This is a genomic window from Pseudomonas sp. Pseusp49, from assembly GCF_059491875.1.
This window is the reverse complement of sequence record NZ_CP168514.1, coordinates 3,820,147-3,837,779: the sequence shown is the minus strand read 5'-3', so window position 1 is coordinate 3,837,779 and position 17,633 is coordinate 3,820,147. Positions and strand designations below refer to the sequence as shown.

The following is a 17,633-nucleotide window of genomic DNA, read 5'->3' as shown; positions in this document are numbered from 1 at the left end:
GCGTGGTCCATCAGCAAATTTTGCAGCTGCAGGGTGCCGACAACTTTCGCAGCCTCAAAGGCACGGTTGCCCGCTGTGGCCGTCGAATTGGCGGCGACACACTATTACGGGCAGACCAGTTGCACAGTTTGACGGCTGAAGACTGGCAGGCGCTGAAACGTCTGGGGTTGCGCACGGTCTGCGATTTGCGCAGCGCCGGCGAACGCGATCGGTATCCAAATTGCGTACCCGACCCTACCATCGAGCAACTTCACCTGGAGGTGCTTGGCGATGTGCGCGCCGACCCGCGTGTCGCGGCCATGCTGGCAGACGATCCGCAGGCGGAGGACGCACGGGGCATGATGCTGGAGGTCTACCGCCAGTTGCCGGGCTTGCTGGCGCCGTTGTTGCCGACGTTGTTCACACTGTTCACCCAAGGCAACGGCTCGGTGCTGATTCACTGCACAGCCGGCAAGGACCGCACGGGTGTGGCGGTCATGCTGCTGTTGCAGGCCCTGGGTGTCTGTGCTGAACACATCATGGATGACTATTTGCGTTCGGCCCGGCGTTTCAGTGAGCTGAACGCCGGGCGCCAGGAAGCGATCAGTCACGCGGTGAGCCGGATGGCCGGCCGGTCGGTCAGCGAAGCCGCATTGGACGCGGTATTGGATGCCCGACCTGAGTATCTGAATGCCGCCTATTCGGTCATCGAGTCCGAGTACGGCGGGCTGGATCGATATCTGCAACGCTTCAGCGGTTTAAATACAGCGGGCCTTCAAACGTTGCGCGATTCCTTGCTGGTGGCCTGAGTCACTGCGCGGACCTTGGCCCGCGCGGGTTTCCACTGCGCCAAGGCAATCCCCAGCAAAATCAACCCGCCACCCACCGCGTGGTACAGGTGCAGTGTTTCCCCCAGCAGGCCGATGGCCAGGATGGCGGTAAACAGTGGCACCAGGTTCATCAACACCGCGGTTTTTTCTGCGCCGAGGTTTTGCAGGCCGCGCATCCACAGGCCAGGTGCCAGTGCCGAAGCGAACAGGCCGGCGAACAGGACCAGCGGGATGTTCCTGGCCGTCAGGGCAATCGATGGCGCCAGCAGGAAGGGCGGAACCAGCAACAGCGTGCCGCAGAGAATCTGCACATACAGGCTTTCCCAGGTCGGCAGGGGAATCTGCCAGCGTTTCACCAGCACGCAGTACAGCGCATACGACAGCGACGCCAGCAACATCATCAGCTCACCTTGGCCCACGCCCTGCTGCCAGAGCGACGGCAGGTCGCCGGCTGCCAGTAACCAGGCCAGCCCGGCAAACGAGATCAGGGCGCCGATCAGCAACATCGGCGTCGGGCGCGCGTTGAGGACCGGAAACGCCAACAGCACGGTAAGCAGCGGCATGGTTGCCAGAATCAAGCCCATGGAGGTGGCGGTGACGGTGTGCGCGGCAAAATACGCCAGTGACTGGTACAGCGACATGCCAAGCAGACCCAGCAGTAACAGCTTGGACAAATGAGGACGAATCTGGCGCCGTAAACGCCAAACCTTGGGTAATAACACCGGTGACAGGACCAGCAGGGCGGTCAGCCAGCGGTAGAAGGAAATCGCCGCCGGGTCGATAACCCCCACCGACAAGCGATTGACCACCGTGCTGGCGGCCCAGATCAGTGTGGCAAAAATAGGTAGCAGCAGGTTCATCGCAAGGCGCCGACGTGAAGGGTGCGCCGGGCGCACCGGGACCGGCAGCCGCTCACGCGGCCGTCGGGTGAATACCGCGAAGGGTGCGCAGGTTATTTGTCAGCCGCGTTGCGCGCCGCTATGGCTGCCGCAAAGTCACGCTTGAGCGTTGGGAAATAAGCAATCTGCCCGCCCATGCCACCAGCGATGTCGATCGAGGCGGCGCTGATGAAACTGGCGTATTCGCTGGCGAGGAACAGCGCCATGCCGGCGACGTCTTCCGGTTTGCCGTAACGCCCCAGAGGCACGACTTTCATCACCATGGCATCAAACTCTTCCCGACTGACACCCGGCCCCATTTCCTTGTAGTGACGGTCCCACTGACCCGTATCGATCCAGCCCATGTTCAGGCTGTTGACCAGGATATTGTCCTTGGGCAATGACATGCCCAGCGAGCGGGAGAGGGCGATACACGAGGCGCGGTTGATCACCGAGGGGATACCGTCAGGCGTCGGAATCGCCCCGGCCAGCGCGTTGATTTCGATGATTCGCCCCCAGCGTTGTTCACGCATGTGCGGCACCACGGCCTGGACGAAGCGGAAATGCCCCATCTGCAAAATGTTGGCATGTTCGAGAATCGCTTCCGGGGTCAGGGTATCGATGTTACCGCTGCGGCCCTGGCCTGCGTTGTTCACCAGAACATCAACGCCACCCCAAGTGGCCGCCACTTCCGCCACGAACGCCTTGACGCCTTCGCTGTCGGTCACGTCCACAGCCCGGGCAATGACTGCCTGGGCGTGTTCGGCAAGCAGTTCACCCGCTTCGCGGACGGCTGTCTCGCTGCGGGCGCAGATCGCGACCCGTGCCCCTTCAGCGGCGAATGCCCGAGCAATGGCCAGGCCGATGCCCCGCGAAGCGCCCGTGACGATGATGCGTTTGGCGCTCAAATCAATGTTCATGGTGGCTCCTCTTGTTTTTTTTCTAAGGATTTTTAGCGCGTTTTTCCTGCTGAACACCGCGTATTGCGTGGGTGTATGAGGGGCATTGAAAGCCTAAAGGTGAAAATCGTCAAAGTTTATTTGAACAATTATGAGTTATGTGTGCAGTATTAGGCCTGCCGTAACCCCTGATAGGACCTGAAGGGTACAGTTTTAAGGTTTTAATTCTGAATAGAGAATGCAAATCTTTATGTGGAATTTTGATCGATGATCCGCTAGGGTAGCTTTCAGCTGAAGAGGAAGGGGGTCCTGAGAGGGTGTCAGTCCTCGTGAGCGGAGTGTTTGGGCGGGTTTGCAACGATCCTGTGGGATTTCGCAGATCGCTGGAATGGATGTTTGTGTGCACTTAGCGACTGAAAATAAAAATAAAAGGGTAGTGTGTATGAAAAAGAAGACCAAACAGGGCCAGCGGGTACTGACTCAAGGTGCGCTCACACTGTTGATGGTTGGCAGTGCGCAAGGCTTGATGGCAGCCTCGTTCGACATGTCAAACCCAGACTACCGCGTGCGTTGGGACAATACGGTCCGTTACAACCTGGGTATGCGGACCGACAAGCAAGACAACAACATCATGAGAACGACGAACTTCGACGAGTCCGACGGGAAGTTCAACAGAAACGATATTGTGACAAATCGACTCGATGTGTTGAGTGAGTTCGATTTTTCTTACCTGAACGACTGGGGTGCACGCCTCAGTGCTGCTGGCTGGTTTGACCAGGCTTATGCTGACGACGACGTCCGCAGTAATGTCCCAGGCTTCGCGACCAGCTACCACAACAACAAGTACAGCGATGAAGTGGATCGCTACATGCACGGCCCATCGGGTGAAATCCTCGATGCGTTTCTCTGGCGCAACTTCAATATCGGTGACATACCGGTCAACGTGAAGGCCGGCCGACACACCAACTATTGGGGCGAGAGCTTGCTCTTTGGTGCGCATGCCGTGTCTTACTCCCAGGCTCCCAGTGATGGCGTAAAGGCCTCCACCAGCCCGGGTATCGAAACCAAGGAAGTGTTCCTGCCGGTCGGACAAATTTCGGCCAAGGCGCAGGTCACCGATAGCCTTTCGCTTGCTGCTCAATACTTCTATGAATGGGAGCCCACTCGAATTCCTTACGGGGGCACCTATTTCGGTGCGGCGGATCCGTTGTTCGAAGGCCCGGATCAATTGCCACTGGCCGCCAACGGGGCAACTTTGCAGCGTCAGGACTCCAAATTCGGCCGTGATGGCAAGAACTGGGGGGTAATGGGCAAGCTCAACGTCGAGGCAATCGAATCGACTTTCGGTGTTTACTACCGTCAGTTCGACGACTACCAGCCCTGGTTGGCTCCGGAGGTCAAAGCGGCGCTGGGCTCTTATCGGGTCGTCTACCCACGTGGTGTGAAGCTGGCGGGCCTGAGCTTTGCCCGGGTATTCAATACCGTGGCAGTCGGTTCCGAGTTGTCCTATCGCATGAACGGCGCGTTGAACGCCACTGGTGTCAGTGCTCTGGATGATGAAGGTCCTCGTGGCGACACGATCCACTTTATCGCCAACGCTGTGTACGGTGTGCCGCGTAACTTCATTTCGAACAACGCCACACTGGTTGGTGAATTCGCGTATAGCCATCTGGACCGAGTAACCGAGCACGAAGAGTTGTACAAAGGCGTGGGCGAGGCCGGTTGCGTCAATGGCAACACACCACGCATCGCCGGTTCCGGCAATGAGTCCGACGGTTGCTCGACGAGAAATTACTCCGCTGTCGCTGTCAACTACACCCCGCAGTACATTTCAATCTTCCCATCCTGGGATATGGACGTTCCCCTGACAGTTAACTACGGTCTGGACGGTAATGCGGCGACGGCCGGTGGCGGCAGCGAGGGCGCATTGTCGTACTCTGTCGGCGTCAAACTCACCTACGCCCAGCTGTATGAGTTCGGCCTGCGTTATGCCGATACCGATGCGCAAACCAAAACCCTGAATAATGGCACCGTTTCCGGCAACGGCAACGTCGGTGGCACTGACCGTGGCTGGCTGACATTTACCTTCAAGACCTCCTTCTGACAAATCCAATAAGAATCGGAGAACGTGTTCATGAAACGACAACTTGCCTTATCCATTGCCCTGATGAGCATGGCGACCTACACCCTGGCGGCAGGCGGTGATGTCTCTGACCTTGGTAAAACCCTCACCCCGTTCGGGGCAACCAAGGCGGGTAACGCCGACGGCAGCATTCCTGCCTATGAAGGTGGTCTGACCAAGGCGCCGGCCGGCTTCGTACCCGATAGCGGATTTTGGGTCGACCCGTTCAAGGAAGAAAAACCGCTGTTTCGTATCGATGCCAAGAACGTTGATCAATACGCGGACAAGCTCAGTGAAGGGCAGAAAACCCTGATCAAGAAATACCCGACCTATTACATTGACATTTACCCAAGCCACCGTACGGCCGCGTACCCACAGGCCGTACTCGACGCCACCGTGCGCAATGCCAGCAGTTGCCAGATTCAGAAGGACGGCCTGGCGGTCGATCCATCCTGCCGTGGCGGCTTGCCGTTCCCGATTCCAAAGACCGGCAACGAAGTCATGTGGAACCAGCAGGTGCGCTACAAGATCGGCACCGGCTACTCGACCACCTCGTCTTCCAACAGCTGGGTGGTCGATGCCAACGGCTCGATCACCAAGACTGCAGAGCAGGCGACGTTCGAAGAGACGCCGTACTACCAGGTGACCCAGCCGGATCGTGATTCGCTGATGTACGCCCGGGTGTTTTCGCGCAACGACTACCCGGCGCGTCGCTCCGGCGAGGTGGTGGTGCTGACCGACTTCCTCGACCCACTGGCCAAGGCGCGTCGCTCCTTCAGCTACTCCCCGGGTCAGCGTCGGGTCAAGTTAGCGCCGGAATTCGCCTTCGATACCCCGGTGGCCAGCCAGGGTGGCGTCACCCTGTTCGACGAACTGCAAATGTTCTCCGGCAGCCAGGACCGCTTCGACTACAAGCTGGTCGGCAAAAAAGAGATGTACATCCCGTACAACGCCTACAAGTTCTACTTCGGGACCAAGCAAGAAGACCAGTTCATGCCGCACCACGCCAACCCGGCGAACGAGCGTTGGGAACTGCACCGCGTGTGGGTCGTGGAAGCAACGTTGAAGCCGGGCATGCGCCACGTCTACAGCAAGCGCACCTACTACCTGGATGAGGACACCTTCGGCGTTGGCCTGTATGACGCCTGGGACAAGAGCGGCGCCCTGTACCGCTCGATCTTCCTCAGTGGTGTGCAGCTCTACGACAAGAACATTCCCTACAACGTGAAGAACGTCGTCTACGACTTCAACAAGGGCATGTATGCGTTGCTCAACGATGCGCTCAAGGGTGGTTACAAGTTCAACGACAAGCCGCTCAGCGAGCGCGATATGAACCCCGAAGCCATCGTAGCCCGGGTCACCCAGCGCTGACGTTTGCCGCCTGTCCTGCCCGCCGGTTTGCGCATCAAGCCAGGCGGGCCGGGCAGGGCGGTTTTATGCCGCGGGACGGATAAGGAATAAAAAAAATGACTAGCCCTTGCCCTGATTCTGTTTTTTTCTCTGCTTCGCGTCTGATGCTGGCGATCGCCTTGAGCGTTGGTGTGAGTGCATTGGTCACCACGACACCAGCCTTTAGTGCAATCAGCACGCCTGCTGATTCACTGGACGTGGCGGCACCACGGGTTGACGAGCACTTGCCCGCGCCCTTGTTGTCGGTCGCCAGGGCCGGTGAGGCACTGGTCAGTGTCGGGTTGCACGGCTTGATCCAGCGCTCCACCGATGCGGGTAAAACCTGGCAACAGGTCAACAGCCCGGTCTCCAGTGATCTGGTTCAGGTGCGTTTTCGCGATGAGCGCAATGGCTGGATCGTCGGTCACGACGCGATGATTCTGCACACCACCGACGGTGGTCTGAGCTGGCAAGTGCAACTCGATGGGCGCCGTCTGTTGCCACTGCTCAACGCCTACTACGGAGCACGCGCTGAAAAAGGCGATGAGTCTGCGGTAGCGTTACTCAAGGAAGTCGCCACGGCCGTCAGCACCTCGGCGACCCCTGGCGTGATGGCAGCACCCTTTCTCGATGTGATGTTCGATGCCCAAGGCAACGGCTATGCCGTGGGTGCCTTTGGCTTGCTGATGCACAGCACCGACGACGGCCAGCACTGGGAACCGTGGATCGAGCGCAGTGACAACGATCGGCGCATGCACCTGTACGGTCTGGCCGAGCGCGCGGGCACTTTTTATATCAGCGGTGAACAGGGCCTATTGCTGCGCCTCGATGCCCAGCAGCAACGCTTCGTGAAAATCGACACGCCCTATACCGGCACCTACTTCGGTGTTCGAGCCTTCGATCACCTGCTGCTGGCCTACGGGCTGCGCGGCAACCTGTTTGCCAGCCGTGATGACGGTCAGCAATGGCAACCGGTGGAAACCCACCTCAATAGCAGCCTGGTCAGCATTGTCGAGCTGGGCAAGGCGTTGGTCATCGTGAGCCAGGGAGGGCAGTTGGCCAGTTTGGATCGACAGGGTTTACAGGTCACCCCGCTGGCCGATGCGCGAGTGGGTGAGATCTACGCGGCCAGTGCCACCGAACAGGCTGGGAGCCTGGTTGTCACGCGCTTTACCGGCGCCAAGGTCATCGATATTGCCCTGGCCAAATAACGCCGTCGGTACGACTCCTCTACGAGAAAGAAAAAATGGTCGAGCAAAAATTCAACAGCGGGATGCCAGTGATTGCCAACCTTGAGGACTTCGACAAGAACTCCGGGGGCTGGTTTGAACGGGTGATTTTCCGGCATCGCATGTTGGTCGTCATTGCCTGCCTGCTCGCGACCGTGGTGTTGGGCTGTTTTGCGACAAGGCTGCAGGTCAACGCCAGTTTCGAAAAAATGATCCCCAGCTCCAGCCCTTACATCAAGAACTACCTGGCCTACAAAGACCAGCTACCGGGCCTGGGCAACAGCATTCGCGTTGTGGTGGAAAACAAGACCGGCGATATCTACGACGCCGACTACCTGCTGGCGTTGCAGAAGGTCAATGACACGCTGTACCTGATTCCGGGTGTCGACCGTTCCTGGATGAAGTCGCTGTGGATGCCCATCGTCCGCTGGAAAGAGGTGACGGAGGAGGGCATTGATGGCGGTGCGGTGATGCCTTCGGATTACGACGGCAGCGAGAAATCGATCACGGCCTTGCGTCGCAACATCATGCGCGCCGGCATTGTCGGCAACCTGGTGGCCAACGACAGCAAGTCGAGCATGATTGTCGCGCCACTGCTCGATACCAATCCGCAAACCGGCAAGCCGCTGGACTACGGTGATTTTTCCCGGCAGTTGGAACACCAGATCCGTTCGCTGGAAAGCGACAAGGTCGGCATTCATATCGTCGGCTTCAGCAAGCTGGTCGGTGACCTGATCGACGGCCTGTATTCGGTGATGCTGTTCTTCGGCGCCTCGGTAGTGATTGCCGGTCTGTTTGTCTACTTCTATACCCGCTGCCTGCGCAGCACGTTGTTGCTGGTGAGTGTGGCGGTGGCTGGCGTGGTCTGGCTGCTGGGTTTGATGCAAATACTTGGTTACGACCTGGACCCTTACTCGATCCTGGTGCCGTTCCTGATTTTCGCCATCGGTATTTCCCATGGCACCCAGAAGATGAACGGTATCCTTCAGGACATCGGCCGCGGTACCCACAAATACGTGGCGGCGCGTTACACCTTCCGCCGCTTGTTCCTCACCGGGCTGACCGCGCTGCTGACCAACATCGTGGGCTTTGCGGTACTGGTTATCATTGATATTCCGGTGATCCGCGACCTCGCCCTGACCACCAGCATCGGCGTGGCCGTTCTGATTTTCACCAAGCTCCTGTTGATTCCCGTCTCGCTGTCGTACCTGGGCGTCAGTAAAAAAGCCGCGCGTATTGCCATTGCCAAAGATCAGGCCGGTGAAGCCAACCGCGGTGTGCTCGGGCGTATCTGGCACAGCCTCGACCGTTTCACCGAGCGTCCAATGGCCACGGCGGTGATTGGTTTGTCGCTGTTGGTTACGCTGGCGGGCAGCGTGGTGATGATGCACCTCAAGGTGGGCGACCTCGACCCCGGTGCCCCTGAGTTGCGCGCAGACTCACGCTACAACCGTGACAACGCCTATATCACCGCCAACTATGGGCTCTCCAGTGACCAGTTCGTGGTCATCATGAAGACCAACGAAGACAGCTGCCGCCTGTACCAGTCCCTGCAAAGCATGGACAAACTGGCCTGGCGTCTGCGTCAGACTCCAGGTGTTCAAACGACCCAGTCGTTGGCCGAAACCGTGCGCATGATCAGCTCCGGCATGGCCGAAGGCAGCCCGAAATGGTTGAGCATCAGCCGTGACCAGGCCATCACCAACTCGGCGGTGGACGCGGCGATGATCTCCGCTCCGGGGATCACCAACCAGCAATGCTCGGTGACGCCGATCATTGCCTACCTGGCAGACCACAAGGCCGATACGTTGAGCCGGGTGCTGAAAGTCTCCGAAGACTTTGCCAAAGACAACAGCACAGCCGCGAATGCCGAGCAGCCGATGGAGTTCCTGCTGGCAGCGGGCAATGCCGGCATCGAGGCAGCGACCAACATCGAAGTGGAGAAGGGCATCATCACCATGTACCTGGCGGTGTATGGCGCCACGGCCTTGCTCTGCCTGCTGACCTTCCGCAGCTGGCGCGCCACCCTGGTGGCGCTGATTCCACTGTTGATGACCACGATTATCTGCAAGGCGCTGATGGTCTGGCTGGGGATCGGCCTGAAAGTGGCCACCTTGCCGGTGATCGCTGTAGGCGTCGGCGTCGGCGTGGACTACGCGTTGTATCTGCTCAGTGTGCAACTGGCGGTGCAGGAACGCGGTGGCAGCCTGGCCGTCGCGTATCGCCGCTCGCTGGACTTCACCGGTCGCGTTGTCGCGCTGGTCGGCCTGACCATGGCCGCGGGCGTGATTACCTGGGCCTGGTCGCCGATCAAGTTTCAGGCCGACATGGGCATCCTGCTGACCTTCATGTTCCTCTGGAACATGCTCGGCGCGCTCGTACTGATCCCGGCGTTGTCGCATTACCTGCTCAATCCAAAGGGCAACTCCAAGGAAGGGCTGACCCTCGATCTGGAAGACGCCCGCGCGCAGCAAGAGTCGCGCAAGCCGGCCGCCGACACCCCCCATCACGCATTGACTGAGTTTGCCTTACCCCGGCGCGCTCGCTGACTAACGCATAGCCGGGCACAGACCCGGGCTGACAACTGCAAGGAGAGGACGATGTTCGAGTTATTGATGAGTGCCGACATGATGGTTCCGGACCCGGACGGCATGACGGAAATGTTGGTCGACAAGCTCGGGATCTACAAACACGAACGCTGGCGCCAGGCGTTCGACAATCACCCATATATCGCGCACTTTCTGCGCGTACACAAATCCCTCGCGGTGTCGCCAACGCGCATCGAGCCGCAGTGGCACCTGGATCGTCCCAACCCTGGCGACCCGCTGTTCCATGACTTTCTGGAAAGCCTGAAAACCTTCCAGGGTCACCATCGGCCGATGATTACCCATTCCATCGTCCTGGCGCTGCACGGCGACAAGTTCAACGCGCTGGTAGACAAACTGATGCGTCGGCGCTTGCCGTTCCGCATGGCGCAACGCACGCCGGAGATGCCGTTCGACCGCCTGTGGCTGGGCGCGACTCCGGAGAAACCGTACTACCAACCTGACGTGGATGGCGGCCTGTGCATTGAAATCATGCCGACCGAGCCGCTGCAAATGCCGCCGGAAACCTACCAGTTGCCACCGATGCAACCGCGCGATCTCAAACCGGGCGACATGGTCCGCGTGACGGCACGTGGCTTTCTGGTTCGCAACCTCGACGAAACCCTGCGCAAAGTGTCGACCAACCTGGACTGGGAGCCGAGCGGTCCGGTCGAGCACATCCGCAGCGAAGGTTACCGTCGTGCGCGGATGGGTTTCACCGTGCCCAACAGCGCTACCCTGGATGTCATCGAGGCCACTTACTGGAATACCGACGCCGGCCATTACGTCAATAACTGGGGCCCGGGTCCGTACTACATCCGTATCGGCGTCAACGACCTGGCGGCCAAGGCAGAAGACTTGCGTGCCCGCGGTACCCGCTTCCAGTGGATCGAGTCCTCGGAGGCGGTGGGCGGTCGCGCATTGATCAAGATCGACCCGCAGGAACTCAATGGCCAGGTCTTCGAGTTCGAGGAGTGCCCTGCATGAGCACAGCGCAAAACCCGCAACTCCCTGTGGTGATCAACGAGGCCGTGCGCCTGGAGCGCGATGCCAAGGTGGGCTGGGTGGTTCTGACCCGACCCGGGCAGATCAACGCCATCAACGATGATATTCGCCAGGGCGTTCCGCAGGCCCTGGCCCTCTTGCAGAAAGACCCCGAGATTCGCGTAATCGTGATTCGCGGGGAGGGCGAGCGAGGCTTTTGCGCGGGTGCCGATATCAAGGAACGCCGTGGCCCGGAGTCCAGCTTGCAAGTGCGCCAGCGCATGGAAAACGTGCGCTGGATCGAATCGCTGGACCGCATCAGCAAACCGGTGATCGCCGCCATCCACGGCTATTGCATGGGCGGTGGGCTGGAACTGGTACTGGCGTGTGACATTCGTTTCGCCGCCCCTGACGCCGTGTTTGCCTTGCCGGAAACCGGTCTGGGGCTGATCCCCGGGGGGGGCGGTACGCAGCGTCTATCCCGAGTGGTGGCGCCGGGTCAGGCATTGGACATGTTGCTCACCGGTGACCGCATGGGCGCGGAACAAGCGCAACGCATCGGTCTGGTCAGCCGACTGGCCAGTGACAGCGCCAAGTTGCTGGAAGAAGTGCGGGCCTTTGCCCAACGCATCGCCAGCAAACCACCGACCGCATCGGCGTATGTCAAACAGGCGGCTCGCGCGGCACTGGAAATGGACCTGAAAAGAGGCCTGGACCTGGAGCTGGATCTGTTCGCCTTGCTGGCTCCGACCAAGGACGCCCGCGAAGCGGCGCAGGCCTTCAGCGAGCGGCGCGAACCACGTTTTACCGGCGAGTAACACGTCCCCCAAAAAACAATAAGGAACGGACATGAGTACAGGAAAACTGGCAGGACGGGTGGCCATTATTACCGGCTCCGGCGGCGGTCTGGGTGCCGAGTGCGCCCGGGTGTTGGCGTCCCATGGCGCGAGCATTGCGGTGGTCGACATCAATTTCGAGGGCGCCACAGCTGTTGCTCAAGCGCTGATTGCCGAGGGCCATCAGGCCTTGGCGATTGCCACGGACGTGTCTTCGGAAGACGCAGTGCGGGCGATGGTTGCGCAAGTGAAGGAGCGCTTCGGTCGTATCGACATCCTGCACAACAACGCGGCGATCCTGAATGCCGAGCAACGTCAGCTCGATCGTGATTTCGTCAACCTCGACATGCAGGCCTGGGACCGCGCCATCGCCGTCAACCTGCGTGGCGCCGTGCTGTGCACCAAGCATGTCATTCCGGTCATGCTGGAGCACGGCAAGGGCTCGATCATTTACGCCACCTCGGGCCTGGGGATGCAGGGCGATATGTCGCTGACCGGCTACGCCACGTCGAAAGCGGGCCTGATGATGTTGCCGCGCATGGTGGCCTCGCAATACGGCAAGCAAGGTATTCGGGGCAACGCGGTGCAAATCGGTCTGGCGCCTTCAGAGCATGCCATGCCCGAACCTTTGCTCGACATCCTGCGCGATAACCACTGTACCGCCGAGCTCGGTACGCCTCGGCAGATTGCCGATGTGGTGGCGTTCTTGGCGTGCGATGAATCCTCCTTTGTCACCGGCACCACGTTGGTGGCCGACGGTGGTTTCAGCAGCCACACCCCCTCCCTGGTCGCGATGCGCGCGTTGTTCGCGCAGATGGGCCGCACCGGCATGTAACGCTTGCCCCGGTTCGCCGGGGCGTATCTTCGCCACCACAGCCGCTGCGTGCCGCCGTGGTTGAATGACGTCATGGAAGCAAGTGATGAATCAGAACCAAACAGCGGGAAACACTGATTTCGATGTGATCGTGGTCGGTGGTGGCACCAATGGTTTGTCGGCGGCCTGCTACCTGGGCATGGAAGGCAAGAAAGTGTTGGTCGTGGAGGCGCTGGATAAAGTCGGCGGCATGGCGTCATCGGGTTATCTGATACCCGAAGCACCGCAGCACCTGGTTCATCCCTGCGCACTGGACATGATGTCGATGCGTGTCCATTCCCATGTGCCAGCAGAGCTGGGGCTGGAGCGCCACGGCTTCAAGTCGGTGGAGCTGGCACCCGGCTACGTGTATCTGCACCCGGATGGGCAGTCGCTGATTTTCTGGCGTGATCGCGAGAAAACCGCCGCCGAGATCCGCCGCTTCAGCAGCAAGGACGCCGAGGCGTTTCTGGCGTTCATGAAAGTCATCGACATGTTCCTCGACATCGCGTTGCCGATGATGCGCGTTGACCCGGCCAAGTCGAACCTGGGCGTCAAGCTGAAGATGCTCGGTACCGCGATCAAGCACAAAGCCCTGAAACCTGAATTGATGGCGCTGATGACCGGTTCCGCCCTGCAGGCGGCACGCGAACGCTTCGAGCATCCGGTGACCATTTCCGCGATGTGCGCACTGACGGGGTTGGCGGGCGATATCAGCGCCGATGGCGGTGGTATTTATTATGCTTTGTTGGGGTTCCTCCACCGTTTTGGCGTAGGCCGTGTGATCGGTGGCATGCAGCAATTGAGCAATGCCATGCAGTCGCGCCTGGAAGAACTCGGCGGCAAGGTGCTGGTCTCCGCCAGCGTCGGTGAAATCGTCGCCAAAGACGGCCAGATCAAAGGCGTCAAATTGGTCGATGGCCGCCAGTTTACTGCCCGGGCCGTGATCGCCGGGTGCCATCCAAAACCTGCGCTGGACATGGTTACCCGCGGCGAGATTCCCCAGCATTTGCTGACACGCATCGCCATGGCACCGGCCAATGGCAGGGGCTCGGGCCCGCTCAAGATAGACGTTGCCTTGCGTGGGCAGATTTCCCTGCCACGTTTTGCCGCAGCACGCGGTGATGGTGTGGACCTGCGTAAAACCGTGGTGTTGATCGGCACCGAAGAGGCTGTGCTGGAAAACTTCGCCGCCTGCGCCCGTGGCGAAGTACCGAAGCTGCCCTACATCACCGTAGCCGCACCGAGCGCCGCCGACCCCTCACAAGCACCCGCCGGCCAGGACGTGTTGTACATCTATCCGCCGGTGATGCCGGTGAACCCCAATGAGGGTTGGGATGCATTGCGCGAGCAGGTGGCGGATCAGGTGCAGGCGCAGTTGTACGACTATATCGAAGGGATCGAGGGGCAAGTGATCGGCCGCCGTATCGAGGCCGCTCCGGACTTTACTGCGCGCTTGAATACCGTCAATGGCTGCGTGGTGCACATCGACACCACCTCGATGCGCTCAAGCACCATGCGCCCTGCGTATGGTTTGGGCGGCGATACCTTGCCGGTGGCGGGGTTGTACCTGGGCAGCGCCGGCATTCACCCGGGCGGAGGGGTCAACGGCATGGCCGGACGTTTGGCGGCCAAGCGTGTGAGCAAATACCTGGGTAAAAAGGGTAACTGAGCCGGTCTGTAGGAGCTGGCTTGCCAGCGATGGCGGTATATCGCTAAACATCGATGTCGTCTATCTGATTGCTATCGCCGGCAAGCCGGCTCCTACAGATCCGTGGACCGAACCGAAGGAAAACGCCGGTAGCCGTCAAAGCCTGTCGGCGTTTTTTTCTGCACCCAGTGAAATGCTAGCCAAAACAAAATCCGCCGAATACTGGCGCCAGGTGGCCATGCCTTCCGCGGAGTCAGTATCGAGCCCTGCGAGCGCCGACATCGAGTAGCGATTGGTGAACCAGCCCGTGGTGACCAGCGATGCGCTGGCCAGCAACAGGCGCGGGTTGATACCCGCACGAAAATCGCCGCTGGCCGCCCCCCGCAGCAGGATCGCATCGAGTTTGTTGATCAGCGCGGGTGCCATTTCCAGAAAATGGTTGCGGGGTGTCTGGTGCGCGTCGTGATAACGAATGCCTTCCAGCGCCAGGCTGCCGAGAAAAGGGTCAAAGCGGTATTGGTCGAAGAAATGGTTGAGCACGGTCCGCATCGCCAGCGGCGGGGCCAGTTCCTCGACCTTGAGGTTGACCAGCTCCGACATGATATTGCTCGACGACTCATCCAGCACCGCCACGAACAAGCCTTCCTTCGAGCCATAGTAGTGGTAGACCAACTGCTTGGTGACCCCGGCCTCGCGGGCAATTTCTTCCACTCGCGCCCCGGCCAGGCCTTTTTTGGCGAACTCCACGCGCGCAGCCGCGAGCAGGCGATTCATGGTATTGCGCTTGCCCTGTTCGCCACCTTCTCCAGCCTTTACCGCCACCACGTACTCCTCATGCCTGAATGGTTCTGGCAATTCACACCTTGAAGCATTTTCCTGGAAGCCTTCGTTTGACCCCGAGTCAAACGAAGCGGACCACCCGTGCCGACACAACCGCATACCATGGTTTGGCCGCCGGGCAATCTTGGTGTGCAAGCAGAAGAAAAACAAGACTGGAGATCCTGATGAGCAACGAAAGCGCAGCACTGGACCTGGCAACCGCGTATTCCGCCGTATCGGAAATGTACCGTGGTACTGACCTTGATATTCACGCGGTCTGCCGCGAACAGCGCTTGAAATCGCCGATCTATGAGGGCGACTTCATCACCCAGTTCGGCGTTCCGACTAATGCCGGTACCCAGCAGGGCACTCGCCCGACCTACGCCTTGTTCAAATATCAGGACGTGATGACGGTACTGCGTGATGGCGCGACCTACACCAGCGGTTTTATTGCCGAAGGTCTCGGCGCGTTTTTCGATGGCTTGATCATTCTGGCCATGGACGGCGACGAGCACCGCAAGGTGCGTGCCTTGCTGCAACCGGCGTTCATGCCCGAGACCGTGAATAAATGGCGCCCGCAGATCGACCAGGTGATTCGCCAGGAGTACATCCAGCCGATGTTGTCGGCGAAGAAAGCCGACCTGATGAAGTTCGGCCTCGAATTGCCGATTCGCGTCATGTATGCCTTGATGGGTTTCCCTTCGGATGAACCGTCCAAGTACAAGCAATACGCCGCCTGGGCACTGGCCATTGTCGGTGGCAATCAGATTGATCCGGACAAAATGGTCGAGGCACGGCGTCAGGCCGGTATCGCCGTCAAAGGTTTGTACGACGCTCTGGAAGAAGTCGTGGTGCAACGACGCGCCGAAGGCAGCCAGGGTGACGACGTGATCGGCCGCTTGCTGCGCGCCGAATACGAAGGGCGCACGCTGGACGATCACGAAGTCATCACCTTCACCCGCTCGTTGCTGCCGGCCGCAGGCGAAACCACCACGCGCATGTTCGGTTCGGTCATGACCTTGCTGCTCACCACTCCTGGATTGCTGGAGCGAGTGAAGGCTGATCGTTCGCTGATCGGCAAGCTGATGGACGAAACCACGCGCTTTGAACCGGTGGCCACTTTCAAGGTGCGCGAGACCGCCAAGGAAGTGGAGTTTCATGGTGTGAAAATCCCCAAGGGGTCTTTCGTCCAGTGCATGGTGGTGTCTGCCAACCGCGACGAAGACGCCTTCGAAAACCCGGATGTCTTCGACATTGATCGCAAGCCAAAACCGTCCTTCGGTTTCGGTTTCGGTCCGCACATGTGCATTGGCCAGTTTGTGGCCAAGGTAGAAATCAGCTGCGCGGTCAACGCGATTCTCGACCTGTTCCCCAACTTGCGCCTCGACCCGAGCGAGCCCGTGCCGCAGATCGCCGGTGCACAGTTGCGCGGGGTTTCCAGGTTGCCGGTGATTTGGGACTGAGCAGGATTACCACTTCGTTTCCAAGCCTTAACAAAAACAACAGAGGGCACTATGAGAACGTTCAAAACCATTCCAGAACGCGGTGATTTCGGCTTTCAACAACTGGTCGGGCCGCACAAGGTGACCGGCGCTTCGATGTCGGCCGAACGCGGGTTCTTCGGCTTGCACTTGAGCAAAAGTTCGCCGTTCGGATCGGTGCGCGATGAGCAGGGCAACATCTATTCGTTCGTCCGGTCGCTAATGGCGCCCAATGGCACGCCCAACCCGACCAAATTCTTCTACCTGAACAACCACGTCGACAACGTCAATCTGCGCATGGACCATGAAAAAATGGCCAGGCAAGCGCTGACACCGTTGCCCGTGCACAGCCTGGAAGGCGATACCGCGCGTTGGGCGAGCCAACCGGGTGAGGTCGGAAACGCCTGGGAGATCACCGCCAGCAGCGAACGCCTGACCTGGAAAGAAGAAGGCCTGTTCCACCTCGAAGGCCGCCTGCTCGGCCCGGGTTTGCAGTGGTACTTGCCGGGCGTGGAGTGGGGCACGTTCTATGTTTCACAATTGTGGGACATCGCCGGCGTGTGCGAGGGGCGCCCGGTAAAAGGCGCCATGGCGCTGGATCAGTTCTACATGGCTGAAGGCGGCGCCATCCACTTCAAGAAAGACCTGGTGGTGAACAACAACAAGCACGTGATCTGGTGGTCATTTGTCACCGTTTACAAGGATGGCACTTGGGATACCGGATCCTTCATGGTCGGCCACGATCACTTGGGCTACGCCATTTTCAACAATGAAAAAGGCGAAGTGCGGGTCACCACCGATATCGAGGGTCAAACCGAACACAAGGACGGCAGCTACTTCCTGAAGTCGGCAAAAATCGTGCTGGAAGGCAAGGAAGAGTGGGAGTTCTTGCCGGACGAGAAGGGCGAGATGATCGACTTTGTCGGCGGTTTCCCGATCACCGCGCAGCAAGAAGGGCGCTGGCGCCGTGTGGGCGATACCCGCGAGCCATCGCACTGGCTGGGTTGGGGCGAGTCGGACCGGCGTAACGGTTCGGCGCGGAATGTGCCGGGCAAGGATCTCTAAACCAGCCAGGTTTCCTTGTAGGAGCAGCCGGTC

General features: G+C 59.6%; 14 protein-coding genes. 11 read left to right on the top strand and 3 right to left on the bottom strand.

Annotated features, from left to right (window positions below):
* Window positions 1–2: 2 nt before the first annotated feature.
* Complete coding sequence (locus ACEN83_RS17130; protein ID WP_495577818.1) at window positions 3–788, top strand: tyrosine-protein phosphatase; 786 nt, start codon at window positions 3–5, stop codon at window positions 786–788.
* Here the strand turns inward: ACEN83_RS17130 and ACEN83_RS17125 are convergent.
* Window positions 755–1,669: a DMT family transporter gene (locus ACEN83_RS17125; RefSeq protein ID WP_495577817.1), complete on the bottom strand. Its 915-nt coding sequence runs from the start codon at window positions 1,667–1,669 to the stop codon at window positions 755–757. The two genes, ACEN83_RS17130 and ACEN83_RS17125, sit on opposite strands and share 34 nt — an antisense overlap.
* A 92-nt stretch (window positions 1,670–1,761) precedes the next feature.
* A complete protein-coding gene (locus ACEN83_RS17120; protein WP_095967337.1) occupies window positions 1,762–2,607 on the bottom strand; it encodes an SDR family oxidoreductase in 846 nt (281 codons plus the stop codon).
* Window positions 2,608–3,028: 421 nt separating this feature from the next.
* On the opposite strand from ACEN83_RS17120, the gene ACEN83_RS17115 reads away from it, so the two are divergent.
* The 8 genes from ACEN83_RS17115 (at window position 3,029) to ACEN83_RS17080 (ending at window position 14,256) form a co-directional block, all read left to right on the top strand.
* On the top strand, window positions 3,029–4,690 hold the full coding sequence (locus ACEN83_RS17115) for a DUF1302 domain-containing protein (protein ID WP_095967336.1): 1,662 nt from the start codon (window positions 3,029–3,031) through the stop codon (window positions 4,688–4,690).
* A 30-nt stretch (window positions 4,691–4,720) separates the two neighbouring features.
* Complete coding sequence (locus ACEN83_RS17110; protein ID WP_095967335.1) at window positions 4,721–6,079, top strand: DUF1329 domain-containing protein; 1,359 nt, start codon at window positions 4,721–4,723, stop codon at window positions 6,077–6,079.
* 95 nt (window positions 6,080–6,174) lie between these two features.
* Window positions 6,175–7,308, top strand: a complete 1,134-nt coding sequence (locus ACEN83_RS17105; protein ID WP_495577816.1) for a YCF48-related protein — start codon at window positions 6,175–6,177, stop codon at window positions 7,306–7,308.
* A 35-nt stretch (window positions 7,309–7,343) separates the two neighbouring features.
* Window positions 7,344–9,875 (top strand): efflux RND transporter permease subunit, encoded by a 2,532-nt coding sequence (locus tag ACEN83_RS17100; RefSeq protein WP_495577815.1) that lies wholly within the window; start codon window positions 7,344–7,346, stop codon window positions 9,873–9,875.
* 51 nt (window positions 9,876–9,926) lie between these two features.
* Window positions 9,927–10,898 (top strand): VOC family protein, encoded by a 972-nt coding sequence (locus tag ACEN83_RS17095; RefSeq protein ID WP_095967332.1) that lies wholly within the window; start codon window positions 9,927–9,929, stop codon window positions 10,896–10,898.
* On the top strand, window positions 10,895–11,713 hold the full coding sequence (locus ACEN83_RS17090; protein WP_095967331.1) for an enoyl-CoA hydratase/isomerase family protein: 819 nt from the start codon (window positions 10,895–10,897) through the stop codon (window positions 11,711–11,713). The genes ACEN83_RS17095 and ACEN83_RS17090 overlap by 4 nt, the downstream gene beginning before the upstream one ends.
* Before the next feature lie 31 nt (window positions 11,714–11,744).
* The gene (locus ACEN83_RS17085; protein WP_095967330.1) at window positions 11,745–12,566 is read left to right on the top strand and encodes an SDR family NAD(P)-dependent oxidoreductase; all 822 of its coding nucleotides are present in this window, start codon (window positions 11,745–11,747) and stop codon (window positions 12,564–12,566) included.
* Window positions 12,567–12,651: 85 nt separating this feature from the next.
* Window positions 12,652–14,256, top strand: a complete 1,605-nt coding sequence (locus ACEN83_RS17080; protein ID WP_495577814.1) for a phytoene desaturase family protein — start codon at window positions 12,652–12,654, stop codon at window positions 14,254–14,256.
* A gap of 135 nt (window positions 14,257–14,391) precedes the next feature.
* Here the strand turns inward: ACEN83_RS17080 and ACEN83_RS17075 are convergent, their stop codons facing one another.
* Entirely contained in the window at window positions 14,392–15,225 is an 834-nt protein-coding gene (locus tag ACEN83_RS17075) for a TetR/AcrR family transcriptional regulator (RefSeq protein WP_495577813.1), read from the bottom strand.
* Between the two features lie 14 nt (window positions 15,226–15,239).
* On the opposite strand from ACEN83_RS17075, the gene ACEN83_RS17070 reads away from it, so the two are divergent.
* Together ACEN83_RS17070 and ACEN83_RS17065 are read left to right on the top strand one after the other, a co-directional pair.
* A complete protein-coding gene (locus ACEN83_RS17070; RefSeq protein ID WP_172435752.1) occupies window positions 15,240–16,517 on the top strand; it encodes a cytochrome P450 in 1,278 nt (425 codons plus the stop codon).
* 51 nt (window positions 16,518–16,568) lie between these two features.
* Entirely contained in the window at window positions 16,569–17,600 is a 1,032-nt protein-coding gene (locus ACEN83_RS17065; protein ID WP_095967328.1) for a hypothetical protein, read from the top strand.
* Window positions 17,601–17,633: the final 33 nt, after the last annotated feature.

Coding starts and splice junctions, on each gene's coding strand:
- ACEN83_RS17125 (WP_495577817.1), bottom strand. CDS start 1,669: ATGAACCTGCTGCTACCTATTTTTGCCACACTGATCTGGGCCGCCAGC.
- ACEN83_RS17120 (WP_095967337.1), bottom strand. CDS start 2,607: ATGAACATTGATTTGAGCGCCAAACGCATCATCGTCACGGGCGCTTCG.
- ACEN83_RS17115 (WP_095967336.1), top strand. CDS start 3,029: ATGAAAAAGAAGACCAAACAGGGCCAGCGGGTACTGACTCAAGGTGCG.
- ACEN83_RS17110 (WP_095967335.1), top strand. CDS start 4,721: ATGAAACGACAACTTGCCTTATCCATTGCCCTGATGAGCATGGCGACC.
- ACEN83_RS17105 (WP_495577816.1), top strand. CDS start 6,175: ATGACTAGCCCTTGCCCTGATTCTGTTTTTTTCTCTGCTTCGCGTCTG.
- ACEN83_RS17100 (WP_495577815.1), top strand. CDS start 7,344: ATGGTCGAGCAAAAATTCAACAGCGGGATGCCAGTGATTGCCAACCTT.
- ACEN83_RS17095 (WP_095967332.1), top strand. CDS start 9,927: ATGTTCGAGTTATTGATGAGTGCCGACATGATGGTTCCGGACCCGGAC.
- ACEN83_RS17090 (WP_095967331.1), top strand. CDS start 10,895: ATGAGCACAGCGCAAAACCCGCAACTCCCTGTGGTGATCAACGAGGCC.
- ACEN83_RS17085 (WP_095967330.1), top strand. CDS start 11,745: ATGAGTACAGGAAAACTGGCAGGACGGGTGGCCATTATTACCGGCTCC.
- ACEN83_RS17080 (WP_495577814.1), top strand. CDS start 12,652: ATGAATCAGAACCAAACAGCGGGAAACACTGATTTCGATGTGATCGTG.
- ACEN83_RS17070 (WP_172435752.1), top strand. CDS start 15,240: ATGAGCAACGAAAGCGCAGCACTGGACCTGGCAACCGCGTATTCCGCC.
- ACEN83_RS17065 (WP_095967328.1), top strand. CDS start 16,569: ATGAGAACGTTCAAAACCATTCCAGAACGCGGTGATTTCGGCTTTCAA.